The organism is Candidatus Microthrix subdominans (genome assembly GCA_016719385.1).
In the GTDB taxonomy this organism is placed as follows: Bacteria; Actinomycetota; Acidimicrobiia; order Acidimicrobiales; family Microtrichaceae; genus Microthrix; species Microthrix subdominans.
This window is the reverse complement of the sequence record JADJZA010000010.1, coordinates 36,945-55,082: the sequence shown is the minus strand read 5'-3', so window position 1 is coordinate 55,082 and position 18,138 is coordinate 36,945. Positions and strand designations below refer to the sequence as shown.

Below are 18,138 nucleotides of genomic sequence, written 5' to 3'. Positions count from 1 at the left end.
GGCTTCATCGTAGCGCCGGCTCAACGCCCTTCGGTCGGGTCGGGGGCGGCCTCGGTCGGCCCGGCCAGGGGCTCAGGCGCGGCAGAGACCGGCTCGGGCTCGGATCGGCCGACGGCCGCTCGCCGAGCTTCGGCGCGCCGGCGCCGGCGGCTTGGGTTGAGGTCCATCGCCGGGCGCTCGACGCCCCAGTAGGTCACCGTGGCGACGACGATGCTCGCAGCGAGGACGAACACCAGCTGCCACCAACGACTGCGTGGCACCTCGCCCTCCAGGCCCATCCGGAAGAACAGCTTGACGAAACCCGGGTGCCACAGGTAGAGGCCATAGGAGATGGCGCCGAGTGAGGCGAACACCCACGAGCGCATCAGGGCACGGATGGCGCCCTTGTTTTGATCACCGAGGGTGAGCGGCAACAGCAACAATCCCGCTCCGAGGCCGTGGGCGCCGTGCCGGGCGAGGGACTGGCCCATCGTCGGGAAGTAGATGAAGTAGTAGCGCAGCTGCACCGCCACCCACACCACCCCGACAACGCTCCCCCAGCAGAACCATGGCCTGTCCGACATCCAACGGATCCACCCCGGCAGCGGTACGCCGCGTGCCTGTGCCGCCGCCAGCGCCGAGAAGAACATGCCGACAGCGAACCAGTCGAGCATCGACGGCATCCACACGAGCGACGGATGGGTCGTGTCCCGAAACGTGATGATCAGCACCTTGACCACCAGCGAAAACACCACCTGAGCGCCGACCATGACGTAGACGCCGATCATGCGGTCGCGCACCGAGGTGCCGAAGGCCTGCGCCACCCGCCGGTACAGCAGCGCCAACAAGGGCAGGACGAGATAGAACGCCATCTCGACGCCCAGCGTCCACGCAGCGAAGATCGCCCAGAACTCCCCGCCGGGCACGTAGATCTGGCCAAAGCCGAACAACGCAACCCAGCCGATGGCGTTGGTCGGCAGCTCGACGTCGGGAAAAACGGTGATGTAGAAGAACAGTGCCACCCAATACAGGGGCACCAACCGCAGCAGGCGGCCGATCGCGTAATTCCTGAGGTTTGGAAATGGGGTGTCGTCGAGCGTCGCCTCGATGAAGGGGCGGAACAACAAGAACCCCGACAGAGCGAAGAAGGTGCCGACCGACATGTGGCCGATGTGCTGGACGAACTGATCGCTGGCGCCCAGGCTGGTGTGAAAGACCCCCAGCGTGTGGGTGCAGATCACCAGAAAGGCCGAGACGAACCTCAGCCCGTTGAGGCCCGGGTAGTACGTCCGGCTGATCACCGGCCGGCCGGTGATCCCAGCCGCCGACGAGTCAGTCGTGCCCGCCCCGCCCGCCCCGCCCGCACCTTGGGCAGGCGGCCGCTCGACGGTGGAGGTCATCGGCCGGTATCGCCGGCGGCGGCCGGCGTTGTGCTCGGTGATGCAGCGGCGGTGGTGGGCGTCGCACCCGGCGAGGCACCACCACCCCCATCACCGGTCGCAGCGCCACCATCGGCCGGACCGGGAATGCTCGGCTGGGGCGTCGCCCCGCCCGGAGCGGCGGGCGCCCCGCCGGTCGGAGCGGCGGGCAAGGTGGTCACCGCACCGGCGGGCGGGTCGGGGTCGACCGCTTCGGGCTGCAACTGGCGAACCGTCGGCTCGGCGAACAGGGCGAAGTCGTCGAACTGTGCACCCCGGGCGGCACGGTCGACGCCGACCAACCCGGCGGACTGGTCGGCCTCGGCAAAGGTGTCGTCGCGCACCCTGGTCGAGATCGAACCGTCCACCCACACGCTGAAGCCGCCGTCTTCGAAGCGCACGGTCACCAGGGTCGCCCCGAAGGCGTTCATCGAGTTCTTCTGGGTTCGTCCCACCTCCTCCGGCTCGCCGTTGACCACCCGGAGGATGCGCAACGATTGCTCGCTCTCCTGCGGGTCGGCGACGACCGCCCAGTAGTCGTCGACCGAGGCGATGCGAAAGGCCAGCCCGGCGTTCACCTGGGGTCTGGTCAGGCGGGCCTGGACCGCCGAGATCGGTACCGCCCAGCCCAGCGCCGCCATGGCGGGAGCGTCTGCGTCGACGTCGATGATCGCCGCCTGGCCGGCGTTGATCCCCCAGATGCCGCCGTAGATCGACCAGCGATCGGCCTCGTAGAACGGGTTGATCGACTCCTTGGAGTCGGCGATGCTGCCAAGTTCGTCGCTGGCGATGCCACGATCGAAGCTGTCCATGCGCACGGTGGTCTCCATGCCGTCGATCACCTCGGGCGGTACGACGTAGGCGTTGATCAGCACCGCGGCGGCGCCGAGCACCAACGCCACAGCGACGACGATCAGAAACTGGCGGTTGAGGAACGGCAGCCGGTCGGACGCGAACAGTTCCCGGGTGCGTTCGCCGAGTGACCGCTCATCGACCGGGTCGACCCCGCCGGCCTCCGGGGAACCACCGACGCCGGTTTCGTCGGCCTCACCATCACCGTCCTCGTCATCGCCCGCTCGGTCGCCCGCATTGATCTGCTCACCGATGCTCATCAGTCCAACGAGGTCCTTTGCTGCGAGGTGCGGAGCGTCTGGTGACCCCCGCTGCGGCGTCGCCCCGCCCCGGGGCCGGGCGCACCGCCAGCGATGCTACGCCGACCGACCGCGTCGGACAGAACGGCCTCGTAGCCGTCGATCGTGCGCTCCCAGGTGAACGTGGCGGCGCGACGACGTGCGGCGGCGCTCAGCCGGCGGCGTTCCAGCGGATCGGCGGCCAGCGAGGCCAGCGCGGCCCGCAGGGCGACCGGATCGCGGCGCGGCACCACGCGTCCGGTGTCGCCCACCACGTCGCCCAGGCCGGGCAGGTCGGTGCTGACCGGCACCAGACCCGCCGACATGCCTTCGAGCAGCACCATGCCGAATGCCTCGAGCTCGTTGACCGACGGCAACACGATCACATCGTGGCTGCGATAGGCGGCCAGAAGTTCGTCGTGGGGCACCCGGCCGGTGAACACGGCGTTGGTCAACCCGAGCCGGGCCGCCCGGTCTCGATAGGTCGCCTCCTCCAGACCGCCGCCCACCAGGGTCGCCTCGACCCCGTCGAGTCCGTCGAGCGCATCGAGCAACACCGGTATGCCCTTGTACGAGCGCATCTGCCCGACGAAGAGCACCCGGAGCGGCCGATGGTGGCCGACATCGCTCCGACGAACGTCGGCATGGTCCGGGTGATCGTCGCCATCCCCCGGGGCGTCATCGTCGATGGGGTCGACGGCATCGACCCCCCAGGGGATGACGTGGGCACCGGGCACCCCTGCGTGGGCCATGATGTCGGCGTAGGTCGGGGACGTCACCACGACCGCGTCGGCCACCCGGGCCAGGCTCTCCTGGGCGGTGTTGACGGCGACCTGCGCCTGGCCGAGCACCGCTCGACCCCGCCCCGCCGCCTCGACCATCACCTGGAAATGATGGGTGTAGACCACCGCCGGCCGACGTCGTGCCAGGGCGATGCGAGCGAGAAACAGCTCGGAACAGAACGGCGACGGCCCATGCAGGCCGACGACGTCGTAGCCGTCGACGAAACGCGCCAGGCGGGCGAAGCGGCGCGCGATGAAGTGCACCCGGTATTCGCCGAAGGTGAGGCCGCGATCGGCCAGGGCCGACACGGCATCCACCCGATGGCCCCGCTCCTCCAGCCCCCTCCGCAGCCGGTCGACCGATCGGGCGACCCCGGAGGTCACCGGGGGCAGTTGCGAGGCGAGGAGCAGGATCGACAGGGGTCGATCAGCCTGCACCGGCTGGTCCTGGGCCGGCGCGTCCCGGGCCGGCTGTCGTTGAGCTGACTGGTCGTGCTCAGCGCGCTCGGTCACGGGGTCAGGGTTCGTTCCGATCGAGGAACTCGAGGCCCTCGACGCGGGGCGTGGGCGGTTGGGGTCCCCAACCCACGCGGGTGCTCCACCACAGCCCGACCAGGTGCTTGATCATGTTCCAGCCCTCGACCAGGGTGCTCTTGGTCTGGCCGTCCTGGCGGGTCTCAAATCGGTAGGGCACGTCGACGAGCACCTCCCACTTCCCCCGCACGAGGATCTCGACCAGCATCTTGTACCCCTCGGGCGCCAAGGCGGCACCGTCGAGCACCTCGGGACGGATGGCGAACAGGCCACCGCCCGGATCCGACGATCGACGGGTCTCCCGGAACATCGCCTGCACCAGCCAGCGCGACCCGACCGACGCCCAGTGACGCCAGCGGTATTCGAGGCCTTCGGCGGAGCCGCCGGCCGCATAGCGGCTGCCGACGGTCACCTGGGCCGGCCCATCGAGCAACGGCGCCACCATCGGCTCGGCCACCTCGGGCGGGTGCTGGAGGTCCCCGTCCATGACGATCACCGCCCGGCCGGCCGCCCGGGCCATGCCCAGCGTGAGCGCCCCGGCCAGCCCACCGTCGCGCCGTCCGGCGGGCCGATGGATCATGCGCACCGGTTCGCCCGCCGCCGAGGCCGCCCGGACCAGGTCGGGCGTGTCGTCGTCGGAGTCGTCGACGAACAACACCTCGTAGCTACGCCCGGTCTCGCTGAAATGCGCCGACAGCCGGGACAGGAGCCGATTGATGTTGTCCCCCTCGTTACGCGTCGGCACGAGCACGGTCACCGCAACATCCCGGAGCCGATTCTCCCCGGCCAAGCTGTTCGTCTGCGCCTCGGCAGCTTCGCCGCTCACGCGAGGTGGTCGACGAATGTTTCGAGCTGGCGCAGGTTTCGACACTCGAAAGCGCCGTCGCAGTACACCGCATAGTCCGACACGATCGAGTCGCCGGTATCCCAGTAGCTCTTGGGCTCGGGGTTCAGCCAGTACAGGTGTCGGGCCCGGTGGGCAATCTCCTTGACGACCCAGCTCTGGCTGGCGTGATAGTTGTTGCGGGCGTCGCCCAGGATGATCACGGTGCTCTTGGGGCTGATCTCCCGGCCCGCACGCTCCCAGAACGCCTCGAAGGCGTGCCCGTAGTCGCTGTGCCCATCCACCCAGACCACGTCGGCCTCGGTGTTGACCCGGTGGATAGCCTCCATGATGTCGTCGGTGCCCTCGAACAGGTGGGTCACCTCGTCGATGCCGTCGATGAACACAAACGAACGGACGCGGCTGAACTGGCCAGACAGGGCATAGACCAGGTGCAGGGTGAAGCGGGCGAAGGCCGCCACCGACCCGGAGATGTCGGCGATCACGAAGATCTCCGGCTTGTGGGGGCGCGGCGGGCGGAACTGCGGGTCGGCGGGTACGCCGCCGGTGCTGAGCGAGTGGCGGACCGTCGAGCGGAAGTCCAGGGGGCCTCGCCGGCCGCGACGCCGCTTGCGGGCCAGGCGCACGGCCAACTTGCGGGTCAACGGGTGGATCGCCTGGCGCAGCAGCTTCAGCTCGTCGCGGCTGGCATGCATGAAGTCGATGTCCTCGGGCAGTGGCTTGCGCAGCGTGCGCGACATCGCCTCGACGCCCCGGTCGGCCACCAGTCCCCGGCGGATCTCCGCCTCGATCTCGCCCTTCAGCGCGTTGATGCGATGCTCGTACTCGTCGGCCTCCAGCCGCGCATCGAGGCTGTTCTGATCCTCGGGGGCGGCCTCCCTGGCCGCCTCGAGCAGCTTGGACAGCACACCGTCGAGGTCGAGCTGGCGCAGCGTGCGATACAGGTAATAGGTGCCGCCGACCGGTCGGCCGGGCTCCATGCCGGCGTAACGTCGCACCGCCTGGCGGGCGACCGCCCGCATCTGCGCCTCGTTGCCCTGCAACAGCGACTGGTACAGCGCCTGGGCCAGCTCCTCGGGGGTCATCGCCTCGCCCCCGGCCCCCCCTGCGCCCTGCTCACCCTCGCCGGAGGGCATCTCCATCTGGTCCTCGAGCTCGGCCAGCGCAGCCGCAGCGTCCTCATCGAGGACGTGGGCGGAGCTGCGGTGGCTGAAGTACACCTCGAAGACGGTCTCGAACACCCGCCAGTGGCTGTGCGTCTTCACCAGCGTGGCCGCCAGGGCGTACTTGAACGCGTCGCGGTCCTCGAGCGGGATGTGCCCAACCGCCTCCATCGCGTCGAGATTTTCGGTGAGGCTCACCGGCAACCCCGCTTCCCGCAGGGAACCGATGAAGCCACCGAGCAGGTCGAGGAACGGCTCGCCGGTGACGGCGAGGGATTCAGTGGGCACGATTAGCCCAGCATCGACTTGGCGGCGGTTTGGCCACCGTCCTTGGCGAATTCGCGGGTGGCCTTGGCGATGTCGGAGTGGTACTTCAACAAGATGTTGGCCGTATCGGTGGCCACCTTCTCGTCGACCTTCTCGACACCGAGCAGCATCAGCGTGCGGGCCCAGTCGAGCGTCTCGGACACCGATGGCGCCTTCTTCAGCTCCAGCTGGCGGATCGAACGAACGATGCGTGCCACCTGGTCGGCCAGCGCCTCGGTGATGCCCGGCACCTTGGTCAACACGATCTCGCGCTCGCGCTCAAGATCGGGGTAGTCGACGTACAGGTACAGACAGCGGCGCTTCAGCGCCTCGGACAGCTCGCGGGTGGCGTTGGATGTGAGGAACACCAGCGGGATCTGGCGGGCGGTGATCGTGCCCAGCTCGGGGATCGACACCTGGTAGTCCGACAGCAACTCCAACAGCAGCGCCTCGGTCTCCACCTCGACCCGGTCCACCTCGTCGATCAGCAGGACCACCGGGTCCTCGGCGCGGATCGCCTCGAGCAGCGGGCGGGTGAGCAGGAAGTCCTCCGAGAAGATGTCCTCCTCCAGCTCACCCCACCCCGACGCCTCGTTGTTGCCTTCGATGCCCGCCGCCTGGATGCGCAGCAGCTGCTTCTTGTAGTTCCATTCGTACAGCGCCTTGGCCTCGTCCAGGCCCTCGTAGCACTGCAGGCGGATCAACCGACTGTTGGTGATTTTGGCCACCGCCTTGGCCAGCTCGGTCTTGCCGGTGCCGGCGGGCCCTTCGACCAGGACGGGCTTGCCCAGGCGGTCGGCCAGATAGAGGATGCCGGCGATCCCGTCGTCGGCGAGGTACTCGACCTCGCCCAGGCGGGCTCGCACCTCGTCGACCGCATCGAAGCGGGGCTCGGTCTTGGGCAGTCCGTCGTTGCGCGCGCTTACCGTCGTCATCGCCGCTCAGACTACCGATCGGCGGGCGAGTCGCCCCCAATCCTTTGATCCTCGGGTTTTGGGGACCCACTCGTCCGGCGAGCCGCCCGTCGGGTGACCGGTTGTCTGCCGACTCGGTCGTTTGGCGACCTGCGGTCGTGGGAACATCGGAACCATGTTGTTGCGACGTATTGCCCGACCCCTGATCGCCGGCGTGTTCATCAGCGAGGGCCTCGCCATCGCCCGCGACCCCGAATCGAAGGTGGAAGCGGCCGCACCGGTGCTGGCCGCAGTCAAGGACATCACAGGCCTCACCGCCGACGACGTCGCCCTGGTCAAGGCCAACGGCGCCATCATGTTCGGCGCCGGAGCCCTGTTCGCCCTGAACAGGCTCCCCCGTCTGTCGGCCATTGCGTTGGCCGGCACCCTGGTGCCGACCACGCTCGCAGGTCACCGGTTCTGGGACGAGGAGTCCAACAGCGAGGCCCGCACCCGGCACCGCATCCAGTTCACGAAGAACGCCTCGATCCTGGGCGGGTTGATGCTGGCCGCCGCCGACACAGAGGGCCGGCCCGGCCTCGGGTGGCGGGCCCGCCGGGCGGCCAAGGACACCGAGCGGATGGTCAACACCGCCCAGCGCGAGGCCAAGCTGGCCAGCTCGCTGGCCCAGGCCAAGATCGAGGCCGCAACCGCACCGGTGGCCGCTGCGTTGAAGTGATGACTCCTCGGCGCATGGTCCCCCGAGGAACGGCCGACTGAACTGGTCGTGGCACACTGGTGCTCATGAGCCGGACTCAGGGCACGGCCCTGCTGGGTGCAGCGGTCGATCGGTTCTGCGCCGGGGTGACCGCCTCGCTGCTGCACGTCACCGAAGCCGGCGACACGGGCGTCGACGTCTCCGACAGCGATCTCGCCGGGGATGTGGCCGTCGAGGCCTACCGAATCGCTTGCGCCTTCATCGACAGCGACGGACGCCACTCCGATGACGAGCTGTTGCCCCTGATCGCCACCTTCGGCGGCCGCTTCGACACCCAGCTCTCGGGCGCCACCCCCGGCCAGGTCCGAGATGCCGCGTTGCTGCGCGGCGCTGCTCGATGGCTGGATCGGCCGAGCGACCTGTTTGAGATCCTGCTCGGCGCCGACCGCGCCGAGGGTTCCGACCACGCGCTCGGCTACTACCGGCACGCCATGGGGATCGCCCACACGATCGTCGCCCTCGACGTGATCAGCACCGAGGGGGAACTGGCCGCGATCGAGCGATACCGGGACACGTTGCTCGCCCGAATCGGACCTGCGCGGTCGTCGGGATCGGCCCCCGTCGGCGGCGACGACCACTCCGACCCGGCCCGGGGTCAGGCGGACCCGGTCGAGCCGGACGGCGCTGCCGAGCCACTCCCCCCGCCGCGCCCGCTCGAGGAGCTGATGGCCGAGCTCGACGACCTGATCGGGCTCGCCGAGGTCAAGGCCGAGGTGCGACGCATCACCGACCTGATCCGGGTCGGCGAGCTGCGGGCCCAGGTCGACCTGCCGGTGGCCGAGCGCTCAAACCATCTGGTGTTCACCGGCAACCCGGGCACCGGCAAGACGACGGTGGCCCGCCTGCTCGCCCAGATCTACCGCACCCTCGGCGTCGTCGAGCGCGGCCACCTGATCGAGGTCGACCGTTCGTCCCTGGTGGCCGGCTTCGTCGGCCAGACGGCACCGCTGGTCACCAAACGCTTCGACGAAGCCGACGAGGGGATGCTGTTCATCGACGAGGCCTACTCGTTGATTCGGGGTTCGGAGAGTGACTTCGGCCGGGAGGCGGTCGACACCCTGGTGAAGCTGGTCGAGGACCGGCGGGACCGGGTGGTGGTCGTCGTCGCCGGATATCCGGACGAGATGACGGCGTTCCTCGACGTCAACCCCGGCCTGCGCTCGCGCTTTCCCCGCACGGTGTTCTTCCCCGACTACTCGACCGACGACTTGGTGGCGATCTTCGAGCTGCTCGCCGACAAAAATGGCTACGAGCTGGCCGACGATGCCCGCAGCCGGCTCGCCGAGGTGCTCGACGCCGTGCCTCGCGAGCAGGGCTTCGGCAACGGCCGGCTGGCCCGCAACCTGCTCGAGGAGACGATGGCGGGCCACGCCGGCCGGGTGGTGGCGCTGACGGACCCCACCCGCGACCAGCTGGCCACCATCGTGGCCGCCGACATCCCCGACGAGCCCCCCGGCCACCGCCGGGGTTAGCTTGCTGTCGAGGGGACGAGCCTTTGACCGAGACGACGGGGGAAGCGCGATGAGCGACCGGGTCTGGATTCGCAGGGCCTACGACGAGCCCACGAACAACGACGGCTACCGGGTGCTCGTCGACCGTGTGTGGCCCCGGGGGGTGTCCAAGGAGGACGCCCAACTCGACGAATGGTGCAAGCAGATCGCGCCGTCCACCGAGCTGCGCAAGTGGTTCGGCCACGATCCAGAGCGCTGGGACGAATTTCGATCGCGGTACCGAGGTGAGCTCGAGGACCGGGACGACCTGGTCGACGCTCTCGTCGAACGCACGACGGACGGGCGGGTCACCCTCGTCTTCGGCGCCAAGGACACCGATCACAACCAGGCGGTCGTCCTCGCCGAGCTGATCGACGAGCGCCGCCGCTCCGCTGGGTGATCGCTGCGGTCGCCGGCATCCCCGGTCCTCGGGTGGGTAGCGGACCTTTGGTGCGCCGGGGCCACCGGCGAGGTCGGACCGATTCGGGCGACCACCGCCGCCGCCAATATCCCCAGGGCGATGGCCACGGAGCGATAGGTGAACCAATAGTGGACCTGGCTGTGGTTCCGGAGAATCTCGTACCAGAGGAGAGGGAGGGCCGCTGGGGTTGCCAAGAGCGCCCGATCCGTCCACCTCACGTCAACCCCTGGGGCGCCCGAGCCGGTGGACCGCCGCCACACCACAACCCCACAGGTCAGCACCAACGCGACCAGAACAAACCTCGAGAGCGGCATCTCCCACCAGGTCTCGACGTTCCGTTGGATCGACGCTAGCCACCGTTGTTCGACGGCGACCTGTTCGCCGTCCACCCGAAGCTGAACCTGCGACGAGATGTTGTCCCTCACCGTGCCGAAGCCCGCGACGAGGCCCGCCAGAACCCATTTGCTGAGCCACATCCAGCCGTATCCGAAGGCCCAGAACACCGTTGCAACGCCCAGCCGTGCGCTCAAGGCTCGCCCACGGTGGACGCCGACGGCCGCTAGTCCGATGAGCGCTGTACACAGAGCCCAGCCGCCAGGGGGCATGGTCAGAAAGTCGGCGAAGACAACCAGGGCTCCGGCGATCATCGAGGCGGTGGCAATTCGACTGATCGATGTGTCTCGGGCCACGACCTCGAACGCACACCAGCTCGAGCCAAGAATGGCCATCACCCCGATCGCATGGGTGAATTCGGTTCCGAGGTCGATGAAGTCCGTCGTGAGAACGAACGGAAGGAACAGCACGGCGGCGGTGACCGCTCCATGGCGACGGACCACCGATCGAGCGAGGCCCGCCATCATTGCGATGAGCGCCATCGTCGACAGCAACCGGAGGCCCGCCAGGCCGACGACGGCCAGCAGCGGGCGGCTGATCACCGCGTAGCCATGCCAGTACCGGTAGTAGTCGTACGATCGCTCGAGCCCGTCACCGGCGAGATACGTGTCGATGCGCTCGGTCGTGCTCTCGCAGTTGCCCAGCGTGGGACTTCTGATCGCCGATTCGAGCGGGTTGGTGCCGATGGGGTTGCCAAGCCCCACGGTGGTCCCGATGCACTCGGTGAACTCGTCGATCTGATTGCCGTACGCAGACTGGTCGTACTGCTCAGGGCTCAATCGGCCGGAGGATTGATCCTCGACCAGTTGGTCGACGATCGGTTTGCTCGGCACCAGGTCCGCCACAACGACGAGGAGCAGACCGATGGCCGGAAGGGCGACCATAAGGATCGCGACCCTGCGGAGAAGGGTGACCCACTCGGCTCTTGATGACGCAGAGCCGTCGTCACTCGCCGGTGCTGACGCCTCTGCGGGTGCCGGAGGCTCAGCGACTTCCATGCTCGGAGTTTGTCATAGGTTGAAGCGTCTCGTGATGGCTGCCCCCTGCCGGCGGCCTCTCGGCCGATCACAGCCGGTAGCATGGTGCGCTCGTGGTCGCACGCATCCTGGCCTTGGTGGCCGCAGTGGGGTTGGTCGCCGGTGCTGTTGCGCTGCGCGGCGCCATCGAGGGCGACGATGCCTCCGCCGGCGACGATGCCCGCATCGCGATCTGGTGCGATCCCCTGCTCGCTGACGCCTGCACCAGCGCTGCGGACGGCGCCGAGGTGGAGATGATCGAGCCGGGCGACGCCTTCAAACGCTTGGCCGACCCCCAGAACGACGGTCCGGCACCGTCGCTGTGGGTGACCGCCGGCGACTGGCCGGCCGCGCTGGCGGCCGCCAACCCCAACACCGAGATCCCCACCTTCGGCGCAGCCACGCCGGCCGCCTCCAGCCCGCTGGTCGTCGCGGCCAAGGGCGCCAACCTGGCCCTGATCGACTCCGCCTGTGGCCAGAAGGTCACCTGGACCTGCCTGGCGGAGTCCGCCGGCCGACAGGCGACCGACCTGGGGGGCTCGGCGCCCTTGGGCGAGTTCCGCCTGGGTCACGTCGTGCCGCCGTCGTCCCTCGGGCTGGCCACGCTGGCCGCGCTGTTGCCGACGGTCGCCGCCGACCCCGACGCCCCCAACCGCGGCGACGTCGACTCCCAGGCCTATCGCGGCCTGCTCGACCGGGTCGACAGCGGCGAGCTCGGCATCGCCACCGGCGCGGCGGTGAGCAAGTTTCTCACCCAGCCGGGCGAGGCCTCGGTGTTCATCGGGCCCGAGGCGGCGCTGGTGACCAAGGCCGAGGCGCGCGGCTTCGAGCTGGTGACCGTCGAGCCCTCCGCAGCGCTGACCGCCCAGGTGGCGCCCCTGAAACGCGACCCCGCAGGCGACGGCGAAGCCCCGTCCGCCGATGCGGCCGCCGGGTTCGCCGGCCGGCTGGGCGACCGCCTGAGCGCCGATGGCTGGGGCGAGCCCGCCCCGGGAACCGGCACCGATCCCGGCGTGCTCGCTGCGCTGCTCGATGCCTGGAACGACCGATGATCCCCCGAGCGGGGACCGAACCCCGACGCCGCCACCCGAAGCCGAACCGGAGGCATCCGTGATCCACGCCCACCGCACCCGTACGACGGCGCCGAGGCGCCGACCCACCGCACGCGCCGGAGCCGGCCTGATTGCGCGCGCCGGAACCGGCCTGATTGCACTGTGCGTCCTCGTCGGCGCCTGCGGGTTTGGCGGCGGCGACGAGGACGCCGCCTCCGACGACGACTGCACCCGCGTGCCCGCTGCGGTCAGCTCGGAGAAGATCCAGCTGATGACCGAGCTGGGCGACGACTTCGCCCGGTCGTGGGACGGGTCGGGCTGCGTTCGCGTCGAGGCCAAGTCGGTCCCCTCCGGTCGGGCGGCGGTGGCGCTGGCCGAGGGGTGGAACGCCGACGAGCTCGGGCCCCAACCCGTGTTGTGGTCGCCGGCGGCCAGCAGCTGGGGGGCGATCCTTAACCAGCGCAGCGCCGAGGCCGACGGCGCGCTCACCGTGCCCACCGACCCGCCCAACTTCATGCTGACCCCGCTGGTCATCGCCATGCCCGAGCCGATGGCCGACGCGCTCGGCTACCCCGACAAGCCGGTCGGCTGGTCCGACCTGTTGTCGCTCGCCACCGAGGAGAACGCCTGGGAGAAGCGGGGCCACCCCGAATGGGGCCAGTTCAAGCTGGGCAAGACCAACCCCAACTTCTCCACCTCCGGCCTGTCGGCGCTCGTCGCCCAGAACTACGCCGCCGCCGGAACCGACAACAACCTGTCGGCCGAACAGCTGAAAGCAAAGAAGGTCGTCGACTTCAACAAGGGCATCGAGTCGTCGGTCGTGCATTACGGCGACATCACGATGACCTTCCTCAACAACTGGTTCCGGGCCGACCAGCGCGACACCGCCCTCACCTACGCCTCGGCGGTGGCGGTCGAGGAGAAGTCGGTGATCGACTACAACGCCGGTAACCCCGACGGCGTGCTCGAGCCCGGGGAGAAGCCGAAGAAGCCCCGCGTTCCGCTCGTGGCGATCTATCCCACCGAGGGCACGCTGTACTCGGACAACCCGTTGTACGTCGTCGGCGGATCGGCGGGCCAGAAGCAGGTGGCCGAGAAGTTCATCGAGTTTCTTCAGGAACCGACCAACCAGAAGAAGGTACTCGGGTTCGGCTTCCGTCCCGGCAACCCCGAGGTGCCGGTCGGCAACCCGATCGTCGCCAAGAACGGGGTTGATCCCGATCAGCCGTCGACCACCCTGCCGGTGCCCGATCCCCAGGTGCTCGACGCCATCCTCGGTGCCTGGGACACCCAGCGAAAGGGCGCCAGGGTGCTGATGATGCTCGACGTGTCCGGGTCGATGAGCGAGCCGGCCCGCGCCGACGATCCGGGCGGGCCGACCAAGCTCGACCTGGCCAAGCAGGCCGCCGCCACCGCCCTGGACCAGTTCAAGGCCGACGACAAGGTGGGCCTGCGCACGTTCACCACCGACGAGGACACCGGCCAGCCGGTGTACGACGACCTGGTCGAGGTCGAGGCGTTGGGCGCCAACGCCGAGGGCCTGCGCACGGCATTGCGAGGGTTGATCCCCCGCAACGGCACCCCGCTGTTCGGTGCCGCCGCTTTGGCGGTCGACGAGATCGAGGCCGGCTACGACCCCGAGCGGATCAACGCGGTGATCCTGTTGACCGACGGCATCAACGAGGACGGCGTGCCCGACGACGACGATGCCCAGTTTGCGCAGCTGACCGATAAACTCCGCTCCAGCACCGAGGGCGAGGCGTCGACGCCCGTTCGGGTCTTCACCATCGCCTACGGTGAGGACGCCTCGACCGGTCAACTTTCGGCCATCGCCGAGGCATCCAACGCGGCGGCGTACGACTCGAGCGATCCCGATGCGATCGATCAGGTCTTCACCGCTGTGGTGTCCAACTTCTAACCCGCTGGACCCTCGACCGACGGAGCTTCGCCAAGCCGCCATGAGTTTTCGTGACCGCTTCTATACCCCGCAGGTGGCCAGGGCGATGACGAGCCCCAGCGGCATCGTCGCCGGAGGCGCGGGCGCTGCGATCGGCGTGCTCGTCGGGCTGGGCCCGGTCGGAGCGGTCATCGGCGCAATCGTCGCCTGGGTGGCGCGCGTCGGCGTCGCAGTGCCCCGTCGGCAGCGGGCGACGAGCAGCCGGATCGACCCGTTCTCCCTGGGCGACCGTTGGAACCGGCTGGTGCGCGACGCCCAGCAGGCCCAGAAAAGCTTCGACCAGGCGCTGCGCGGCACCCCGCCGGGACCGCTGCGCGACCGCCTCGACGAGATCCGCACCCACCTCGTGGAAGGTGTGGTCGAGGTCTGGGAGATCGCCAAGGCCGGTAACGCCGTCGAGTCCGGCCGTTCCCAGATCAACCGTCCCGCCGTCGAGGCGGAGCTGACCGAAACCCGAGCGCTCCGCGCTGCGGAGGACACCCCCAGCCTGGCGGCGACCGAAGAGGCGCTGCTGATGCAGTTGGCGACCGCCGACCGCATGGACGCCACGGTTCGCAACTCCGAGAGCCGCCTGCGCCTGCTGAACGCCCGTCTGGACGAGGCGGTCACCCGGGCGATCGAGTTGTCGGTCAGCCAGGCCGATTCCACCTCGACCGGCGCCCTGCGGGCCGATGTGGCCGGCATCGTCGACGAGATGGAGGCGCTGCGTCAGGCGATGGCCGAGGTGCGGGCGTCGGATGCGACCGTGCCCAAGGAGATCCCCGACCTCGGCGTCGGCGACACGACTCCGCCCAGCGACGCAGCCGGCGAAACACCCTCGGGGAGCGTCGGATGACCACCGGAACCGTTCCCGACGGCGACACGGTTCCGGACGACGATGCCGGGCCCCCCGAGGAACGGCCCGCATCCCGCCGCAGCCGCACCTGGGTGAGCGACGAGGGCTCGCCGATCGGCTGCCGATTCCTCGTGCCACCTCCCCGCGTCGAGGGGGTCGATTGGGTGCCCTCCGGCCTGGTGCGTTTCGCCGGCCGGGAACGGGCCGACCGGCGCCAGAGCGCCACGCCGTCGTCGAGGGCCGGTGCCACCTCGGCGACCTCGTCGTCGATCCGGGCGCCACAGCCCGAGATCGTCGGCCCGATCGGGGTCGGCGATGAGCCCGGGGCCGAGGGTGCCTCGATGAACGACGTCATCCTCAGCGACGATGACGCAGCCGACGACCAGGACATCGAACGGGACGAGGGCTTCACCCCCCTCGGCGGGGTGCCGGTCGAGGAGGACCCCGAGATGATCGCGGCCGGCGAGCGCGACCTGGTGCGAGCGGCCGCCAACCCGGCGCTCGGCACGGTGCTGTCGCGGGCGACCGGGGTGCTGCGCTGGGGCGCGATGGCCTATGCGCTGGGCCGTACCGGCCTGGCCGACGCCTACGGCATCGCCAACAACACGCCCAACATCATCTACGAGCTGGTCGTCGGCGGCGTGCTGTCCTCCACCCTCGTGCCGCTGTTCGTCAACACCCGGCGACGGACCAAGCGGGGCGAAACCGACGACGGCGCCTCGGCGATCATCACCGTGTCGTCGATCGCCCTGGTCGTCCTGTCGGTCGCCGGCGTGCTGGCCGCCCCGTGGATCGCCAAGGCGTACACCCTCGGCCTGGAACCCGCGGCCCGCGCCGCTCAGCTCGAGCTGTCGGTCCCGCTGATGCGGCTGTTCCTGCCCCAGATCTTCCTGTACGGCATCGTCAGCCTGGCCACCGCCGTCCTGCACAGCCAGCACAAGCTGTCGATCCCGGCCTACACGCCGATCGCCAACAACCTCGTCGTCACCGTGATGTTCGTCGCCGCACGCCCGCTCATGGAGCGGGTCGACGCCGGCACAACGTCGTCGCAAGTGCTGTTGTTGGTGCTGGGGATCGGCACGACGCTGGGCGTGATCGCCCAGGCGCTCCCGCTGATCGCCCCGATGCGCGAGGGCGTCGTTCGCTTTCGCTGGAACTTCTCCCCCACCCACCCGGTGGTCAAGCGCCTGATCCGCCTGTCGGGCTGGACGATGGGCTACGTCATCGCCAACCAGGTGTCCCTGTACGTGGTGACCAACCTGGCCAACTCCGGCCCGGAGGGAACGGTCGCCACCTATCAGTACGCGTTCGCCTTCTTCCAGTTACCCCATGGGTTGATCGCCGTCAGCCTGATGACCGCCGTGCTGCCACGGCTGGCCACCGCGTTCGTCGACAGCGACCTCGACGCCTTCCGGGCCAACTTCCGCGAGGGCATGAACGTGCTGTTCACCGTGGTGCTCGCCGCGTCGGCCGGGTACGTCATCGTCGCCAAACCGGTGGTTCAGGTGGTGTTCGAGCGGGGGGCGTTCAGCGCCTCGGGCACCACCGAGACCGCCCGTACCCTCATCGCCTTCGCCGTCGGCCTGCCGGCCTTCTCCGCCTACCTGTACGCCATCCGTGCCTTCCACGCTCGCCAGGACACCCGCACCCCGTTCTGGATCAACGTGCTCGAGAACACCCTCAACATCGTGCTGGCCGTCGTCCTCACCACCCGCACCGCGTCCGGGCTGGCCGTCGCCTTCAGCGGCGCCTACCTGATCGCAGCGGTCATCGCCGTGCTCGTGCTGAACCATCACGTCGGCGGCCTGATCGATCGCAACCTGTTCACGATGATGGGCAAGGCGGCCGTCGCTGCGGTCGCGACCATCGTCGGCGCCCTCATCCCCAGCCTCCCGCCGCTGTCGTCGCTCGACTGGCCGCCGGCACAGCTGCTGTTGCGGGTGACGCTGGGCGGGATCGCCTTCTTCGTGGCCTTGTCGTTCCTGCGCATCGAGGGCCTCGATCGCTACGTGTCGGTGCTGCGGCGCAAGCTGACACCGCTGCTGCCCGGTGGCGTGGAACGCCGGTTGGCCACGCTCGGCCGGGCCCCGGCCTCGCCGTCGACCCAGGTCACCCCGAACCCCGATGCGCCTACCGGCTCGGCGCCCGAAAAGAGTCCGACCCCCAACACGATCCCGGTTCCCGACACCGGCTCGGACCCCGAAACCAGCCCGGACCCCGGCCCCGGCTCGGAATCGACGACCGGCCCCTCGAAGCACTAGTCGGCGCCCTGCGGTTCGGCCCCGCGCCGCCAGGCTCTATGCTCGGCGACGTGTTCAAGTCGATCAAGCGCTTCTGGAAGTACCTGACCGCCAAGCTCAACATGAGCTTCGATGAGAAGGCGGACCCCAAAGTCCAACTGGAACAGGCGATCGCCGAATCCCAGCAGCAGCACAAGCTGCTCGTCGAGCAGGCCGCCTCGGTCATCGCCAACCAGAAGCAGACCGAGATGCGCCTCGACGCTCGGATGAGCGAACTGGAGAAGCTGTCGGCCAACGCCCGTCAAGCGGTGTTGATGGCCGACGAGGCCACCCGCGCCGGCAACGCCGACAAGGCCACCGAGATGACCTCGGCCGCCGAGGCGTTCGCCAACCAGCTGATCGCGCTGGAATCGGAGATCACCGAGCTCAAGGGCATGCACCTTCAGGCAACCGCAGCGGCCGAGCAGGCCAAGACCGCTGTTGCCCAGAACAGCGCCCAGCTGCAGAAGAAGCTGGCCGAGAAGCAGCGCCTGCTCAGCCAGCTCGACCAGTCGAAGATGCAGGAACGCATGAACGACGCGATGACCAACCTTTCGGCCACGGTCGGCGACGATGTGCCCACGCTCGACCAGGTGCGGGAGAAGATCGAGGGGCGCTACGCCAAGGCCCAGGGCATGTCGGAGCTGCAGGGCCAGTCGGTCGAGTCCAAGATGCTCGAGGTGGAACAGGCCACCCGCAACGTCGAGGCCCAGGCCCGGTTGTCGCAGATCCGCAGCCAGCTCGGCCTCGACACCGGCGCGGCCGACACCACCGTCACCGAGGGCGGCGACGCTGCGACCGACGATGCCACCTCCGCCGGGCCCGACGAGGACTCCGGCACCACCCAGACCCCCGCCGGGTAGCTCGA

The 18,138-nt window shown here is 69.3% G+C and carries 15 protein-coding genes; 8 read left to right on the top strand and 7 right to left on the bottom strand.

Annotated elements, in window-relative coordinates:
* Positions 1-20 precede the first annotated feature (20 nt).
* The 6 genes from IPN02_17735 to IPN02_17710 are packed head-to-tail and all read right to left on the bottom strand — an operon-like array spanning position 21 to position 7,091.
* The gene (locus IPN02_17735) at positions 21-1,379 is read right to left on the bottom strand and encodes an acyltransferase (protein MBK9298627.1); all 1,359 of its coding nucleotides are present in this window, start codon (positions 1,377-1,379) and stop codon (positions 21-23) included.
* Positions 1,376-2,509 (bottom strand): hypothetical protein, encoded by a 1,134-nt coding sequence (locus IPN02_17730; GenBank protein ID MBK9298626.1) that lies wholly within the window; start codon positions 2,507-2,509, stop codon positions 1,376-1,378. The genes IPN02_17735 and IPN02_17730 overlap by 4 nt, the downstream gene beginning before the upstream one ends.
* Positions 2,509-3,822, bottom strand: a complete 1,314-nt coding sequence (locus IPN02_17725) for a glycosyltransferase (protein ID MBK9298625.1) — start codon at positions 3,820-3,822, stop codon at positions 2,509-2,511. Before IPN02_17725 ends, IPN02_17730 begins: the two co-directional genes overlap by 1 nt.
* A 4-nt stretch (positions 3,823-3,826) precedes the next feature.
* The gene (locus IPN02_17720; GenBank protein ID MBK9298624.1) at positions 3,827-4,669 is read right to left on the bottom strand and encodes a glycosyltransferase; all 843 of its coding nucleotides are present in this window, start codon (positions 4,667-4,669) and stop codon (positions 3,827-3,829) included.
* Entirely contained in the window at positions 4,666-6,141 is a 1,476-nt protein-coding gene (locus tag IPN02_17715; GenBank protein ID MBK9298623.1) for a VWA domain-containing protein, read from the bottom strand. Before IPN02_17715 ends, IPN02_17720 begins: the two co-directional genes overlap by 4 nt.
* Entirely contained in the window at positions 6,141-7,091 is a 951-nt protein-coding gene (locus tag IPN02_17710; protein MBK9298622.1) for a MoxR family ATPase, read from the bottom strand. Before IPN02_17710 ends, IPN02_17715 begins: the two co-directional genes overlap by 1 nt.
* Before the next feature lie 154 nt (positions 7,092-7,245).
* Here IPN02_17710 and IPN02_17705 point away from each other — a divergent pair, with 154 nt between their 5' ends.
* The 3 genes from IPN02_17705 to IPN02_17695 all read left to right on the top strand — a co-directional run bounded on the left by IPN02_17705 (position 7,246) and on the right by IPN02_17695 (position 9,717).
* On the top strand, positions 7,246-7,788 hold the full coding sequence (locus IPN02_17705) for a DoxX family protein (protein ID MBK9298621.1): 543 nt from the start codon (positions 7,246-7,248) through the stop codon (positions 7,786-7,788).
* A 65-nt stretch (positions 7,789-7,853) separates the two neighbouring features.
* Positions 7,854-9,299, top strand: coding sequence for an AAA family ATPase (locus IPN02_17700; GenBank protein ID MBK9298620.1), 1,446 nt, complete (start codon positions 7,854-7,856; stop codon positions 9,297-9,299).
* 49 nt (positions 9,300-9,348) lie between these two features.
* Positions 9,349-9,717 (top strand): DUF488 domain-containing protein, encoded by a 369-nt coding sequence (locus tag IPN02_17695; protein ID MBK9298619.1) that lies wholly within the window; start codon positions 9,349-9,351, stop codon positions 9,715-9,717.
* Here the strand turns inward: IPN02_17695 and IPN02_17690 are convergent.
* On the bottom strand, positions 9,657-11,015 hold the full coding sequence (locus IPN02_17690; protein MBK9298618.1) for a hypothetical protein: 1,359 nt from the start codon (positions 11,013-11,015) through the stop codon (positions 9,657-9,659). The genes IPN02_17695 and IPN02_17690 overlap by 61 nt on opposite strands.
* 206 nt (positions 11,016-11,221) lie before the next feature.
* Between IPN02_17690 and IPN02_17685 the strand changes: the two genes are divergently transcribed.
* Genes IPN02_17685 through IPN02_17665 form a run of 5 tightly spaced genes read left to right on the top strand, consistent with a single transcriptional unit; the run spans position 11,222 to position 18,133 of the window.
* A complete protein-coding gene (locus IPN02_17685) occupies positions 11,222-12,199 on the top strand; it encodes a hypothetical protein (GenBank protein MBK9298617.1) in 978 nt (325 codons plus the stop codon).
* Positions 12,200-12,257: 58 nt separating this feature from the next.
* The gene (locus tag IPN02_17680) at positions 12,258-14,117 is read left to right on the top strand and encodes a VWA domain-containing protein (protein ID MBK9298616.1); all 1,860 of its coding nucleotides are present in this window, start codon (positions 12,258-12,260) and stop codon (positions 14,115-14,117) included.
* 40 nt (positions 14,118-14,157) lie between these two features.
* Positions 14,158-14,991 carry a hypothetical protein gene (locus tag IPN02_17675; GenBank protein ID MBK9298615.1) on the top strand — a complete coding sequence of 278 codons (834 nt, stop codon included), beginning with the start codon at positions 14,158-14,160 and terminating at the stop codon, positions 14,989-14,991.
* Positions 14,988-17,252, top strand: coding sequence for a murein biosynthesis integral membrane protein MurJ (gene murJ, locus IPN02_17670; GenBank protein MBK9298614.1), 2,265 nt, complete (start codon positions 14,988-14,990; stop codon positions 17,250-17,252). Before IPN02_17675 ends, murJ begins: the two co-directional genes overlap by 4 nt.
* Before the next feature lie 50 nt (positions 17,253-17,302).
* Entirely contained in the window at positions 17,303-18,133 is an 831-nt protein-coding gene (locus IPN02_17665) for a PspA/IM30 family protein (GenBank protein MBK9298613.1), read from the top strand.
* Positions 18,134-18,138 lie beyond the last annotated feature (5 nt).